This is a genomic window from Candidatus Liberibacter sp., from assembly GCF_014048425.1.
Lineage (GTDB): Bacteria > Pseudomonadota > Alphaproteobacteria > Rhizobiales > Rhizobiaceae > Liberibacter.
Genome location: NZ_JACETX010000068.1, coordinates 1 through 3563, shown reverse-complemented (window position 1 = coordinate 3563; position 3563 = coordinate 1). Strand labels below are relative to the sequence as shown.

Sequence of the window (3563 nt, the reverse complement as noted above, 5' to 3'; positions counted from 1 at the left end):
TTCTGATGTTAGAACAGAACTTAAACTAGATATTTCCAATACTAAGCTAGAACTTAAGCAAGATATTGCTAACGTTAAAACAGAGCTTAAAGACGCAATTAACACTCAAACTAAATGGTTTGTAGGTCTCATGGTACCGATTGTATTAGGAGTACTTTTGAAGCTATTTATCCGTTAGAAGTACAACACCTCAAAGCTTTACCAGCATACGCCGTAAAGCCCTGTCCTTCAGGACGGGAATATCAATGTTCTGCATTCCAGAGAATACGAACCAGTTTAGCTTCTTCCAAACTAATCCCTATAATCGAACTTGCTATGGTAGCTATGTGATCACAGTATTCGCTCAGATCCTTAGCCTCTATATCTGATGACAAAGGTTCTATTTCGTGAAGTTGTAAAAGCTTCTCAATGGAGTTTATTATCTCTTTAAGCGCATATTCACTCAAGTTACTTGTCCGGAAACCGTCGCTCTTACTATAATATAACGACTTATCGAGTGTCTGGTGATATACAGTGATACTCTTTACACTTTTATTGAGCTGATCTTGTTTCTGCTTCTCTAGATTTCTCCGTTCTGCGTCGGCTGAAAGAATCGCCAAACGAAACGATAGAACAAGCCATACAGTAACAAAGCCGACGATAATAGTTGTCGGTAGATGACAGTTAGACCACAAATAATACGCAAACGCTATAGGAATTATCAAAAAACTCTTAACCACACAAGAGGGGATGAAAAATCTCGCTATATCTTTTAAGAGTACCGTCTTTTTATTGTTTTCTAAGACTAATGCCATATGGGTTGCTTTCTCATCCCCTAAAGCTTGTTTCAGCATTTCCCATGCTGGTTGTATCACTTTTAAATTCACGCCCTACCCCACCTAACACACCAAAAGATTGAAAAATAAGAATCACTTGGCTAAAAACTAGGGTTGGGTAGCGGTCAATGTCAATATTCATCATCTTCTGTCCTCCAAATTAACGATGTTGGCTGATAAATATCCCCTTATCTGGAGTGCTTTTTCTATTGAATTAACGTCTTCTTGAGATAAGGATTTTTCGCCCTTCATAATCGTTTTAACCCAAAACAGAGGTCTACCTGCCTTCTCTGCAAACTTTTTATACGACCACTTCATATCGTCTAGCTCGTTTTGGATAAGATCGTGGACATAGATGTGCTCTGTTAAATAGCCATTCGGGTACTCTTCTATACAACAACAAAAAAATGTCATCTTCTGTCCTCCAAATTAACTGTTTTTTTTCTGATAAAGCTTCTCCATGCCCTATATTCTTTATCCAAAGCCAGCCATAAATATGCCTCTATATCTAATGCTTTTTCTATTAAATGAGCGTCTTCTTCTGATAAGGATTCGTTGCCCTTCATCATCGTTTGTGCCCATTCCAAAGGTCTTCCTGCTTTCTCTGCGAACGTCACATATGACCACTGCCTAGCGTCTAATTCGTCTTGGATGTGCTCCTGAACAGGGAAGTGCTCTGCTAAAAACCCACCTGGATCTAGTCTGTAGGGGTACTTTTCATTTAACGATGCAGTGATCATTGACAGCCCTCACACACCTCATCATCACAATCTTTGTTCGCTTTAGAAGTGTCCAATTCCCACTCTTCAGTTGTCTTGGTGTCCTTTTCTTCTTCCATTTCAAATCTCCATTTCACGCTTAAGTTGTTGCTTTCATGCTTTATATCATGGGTGTTTTAGGGTGTCTATAAAAATATCTATCATTATTTCTTTTTTATATGTTGACATAAAAGAAATAATGATAGATAATACATCCAACAAACACAAATAAATATAATTTTGTACACAGAAACATAGGAATGAAAATGATGAGATACCAAGGATTCCACGGCGATGGATTCTCTCATGAACATTTTTTGGGAGAAGCTCAAAGAGACTTAGAAGAAAATGACAAGGCTTTAAATCCTGTCATTGAAGAGTGCAAAGACTATCAAAACATCCTCAATGAGAACTTCGCAGGCGTGTTCGCTTCGGATGAGCACCCTGTTGATCGTCTTGATTCAGTGGAGAATTTGATAGGCGACTTACCCGCTGTGAAAAGGGCACTTCTTCAATTGAAGAAGATTTTGACTGAACAAGCAGAGATTAAAAGGGAAGCCAGTGAAGCGGAAGAAGCCCTCCCTTATGAAGACACCTACGAAGCTGGTGTCCGATACGATTTTCAGGTTGCACAAGGTTACTAAAAACTAAAAAGGAGAAAGACGATGGGAAAAGTGAGTCAGCACTACATGGAAGAGATTGAAAGAAAATACGAGCGTGAAGAACTGTTGCGTCCGTTGAACACTGAGGAGAATGCAGAAACAAAAGCCACCACCAATAGACTGACTGCAGACATATTCTAAAGGAGACGAAAAATGTTGCCGATCATATCAGTGGATCAAAGACTCAATGAAACCAAAGGAATCAAAGGATGTATTTTTGGAAAGAGCGGAATAGGGAAAACATCTCTTCTCTGGACACTTCCAGAAGAAAGCACACTTTTCATTGATCTGGAAGCAGGTGACTTGCCTGTTAAGGAGTGGAAAGGGGCTTCCCTGAGACCAAGCACATGGCAAACATTGCGAGATTTGGCTGTGTACATAGCAGGATATGATCCAGCCCTCGGAGACAAGGAAGTCACATATTCTAAAAAGCATTATGAGGCTGTACGTACGAGATGGGGTGATCCAAAAGCATATGAAAAGTACACAACCCTTTTTATAGATAGCATCAGTCAAGCAAGCAATTTAAGCTTTCGTTATTGCTCGCAACAACCAGAAGCCATATCCCGCAACGGATCTGTGGACACGAGAGCAATATACGGATTGCACGGCAAAGAGATGCTTGGCTGGATCAGACACCTACAAAGAGCAAGAGAAAAGAATATCTGGCTTGTTGGTATCTTAGACAAGAAGTTAGACGATCACAATTTGCCTGTCTACTCGTTCCAGATAGAGGGAAACAAAACAGGTCTTGAACTGTCGGGTATCGTTGATGAGGTTTTGATCATGACAGCTGTTATAGATCCTGAAGACCCATCAAGAACAGTTCGGAAGTTCCTTTGCCATGCAGACAATATCCATGACATGCCCGCAAAAGACCGCTCAGGAGCGTTGGATCTTTATGAGAAACCTAATCTGGGACACATCATGCACAAGATCGTTAACAGTCCAAGACCTACAGCAACCAACTTTACCTATCAATAAAATACAAAGAAAGAAACTACTATGCCCATGATTGATTTGTCACAAGAAGACTATGTTGATGGTTCCGCTCCGATACCAGACAAAACCATTGTCAAAGTTCGCCTCACTCTGAAGGAAGGGTTTTGCGATAGATTAGATGATGGAACGCCTTTAGGTTTTTTTGCAACAAAATCCATTAAGACAGATTCTGTCTATCTGGAGTGTGAATACACAGTCGTCGAAGGTGAATACAACAAAAGGAAGATTTTTGATCTCATAGGTTTGTATAGCCCGAAAGGCGACAAATGGGCATCCATGGGGCGTTCCACCATCAAAGGAATATTGGCTTCTGCTAGGCGAGTATC

General features: G+C 40.3%; 7 protein-coding genes. 4 read left to right on the top strand and 3 right to left on the bottom strand.

Annotated elements, in window-relative coordinates; all coding sequences use genetic code 11:
* Positions 1–242 precede the first annotated feature (242 nt).
* The 3 genes from H0G72_RS05690 to H0G72_RS05680 form a co-directional block, all read right to left on the bottom strand.
* Complete coding sequence (locus tag H0G72_RS05690; RefSeq protein WP_182017806.1) at positions 243–866, bottom strand: hypothetical protein; 624 nt, start codon at positions 864–866, stop codon at positions 243–245.
* A gap of 90 nt (positions 867–956) precedes the next feature.
* Entirely contained in the window at positions 957–1229 is a 273-nt protein-coding gene (locus tag H0G72_RS05685; protein WP_182017805.1) for a helix-turn-helix domain-containing protein, read from the bottom strand.
* Positions 1226–1555, bottom strand: a complete 330-nt coding sequence (locus H0G72_RS05680) for a hypothetical protein (RefSeq protein ID WP_182017804.1) — start codon at positions 1553–1555, stop codon at positions 1226–1228. Before H0G72_RS05680 ends, H0G72_RS05685 begins: the two co-directional genes overlap by 4 nt.
* 284 nt (positions 1556–1839) lie before the next feature.
* Here H0G72_RS05680 and H0G72_RS05675 point away from each other — a divergent pair, with 284 nt between their 5' ends.
* The 4 genes from H0G72_RS05675 to H0G72_RS05660 all read left to right on the top strand — a co-directional run.
* Positions 1840–2217, top strand: a complete 378-nt coding sequence (locus H0G72_RS05675) for a hypothetical protein (RefSeq protein WP_182017803.1) — start codon at positions 1840–1842, stop codon at positions 2215–2217.
* 21 nt (positions 2218–2238) lie between these two features.
* A complete protein-coding gene (locus H0G72_RS05670) occupies positions 2239–2376 on the top strand; it encodes a hypothetical protein (protein ID WP_182017802.1) in 138 nt (45 codons plus the stop codon).
* A 12-nt stretch (positions 2377–2388) separates the two neighbouring features.
* Positions 2389–3219 (top strand): ATP-binding protein, encoded by an 831-nt coding sequence (locus H0G72_RS05665; protein WP_182017801.1) that lies wholly within the window; start codon positions 2389–2391, stop codon positions 3217–3219.
* A gap of 27 nt (positions 3220–3246) precedes the next feature.
* A partial coding sequence (locus H0G72_RS05660; protein ID WP_220456133.1) for a hypothetical protein occupies positions 3247–3563 on the top strand: 317 nt, incomplete at its 3' end.

What these genes read in the sequence shown, in the direction of transcription:
- H0G72_RS05665 (WP_182017801.1), top strand. Translation starts at nt 2,389, where the DNA reads ATGTTGCCGATCATATCAGTGGATCAAAGACTCAATGAAACCAAAGGA.
- H0G72_RS05670 (WP_182017802.1), top strand. Translation starts at nt 2,239, where the DNA reads ATGGGAAAAGTGAGTCAGCACTACATGGAAGAGATTGAAAGAAAATAC.
- H0G72_RS05680 (WP_182017804.1), bottom strand. Translation starts at nt 1,555, where the DNA reads ATGATCACTGCATCGTTAAATGAAAAGTACCCCTACAGACTAGATCCA.
- H0G72_RS05675 (WP_182017803.1), top strand. Translation starts at nt 1,840, where the DNA reads ATGATGAGATACCAAGGATTCCACGGCGATGGATTCTCTCATGAACAT.
- H0G72_RS05685 (WP_182017805.1), bottom strand. Translation starts at nt 1,229, where the DNA reads ATGACATTTTTTTGTTGTTGTATAGAAGAGTACCCGAATGGCTATTTA.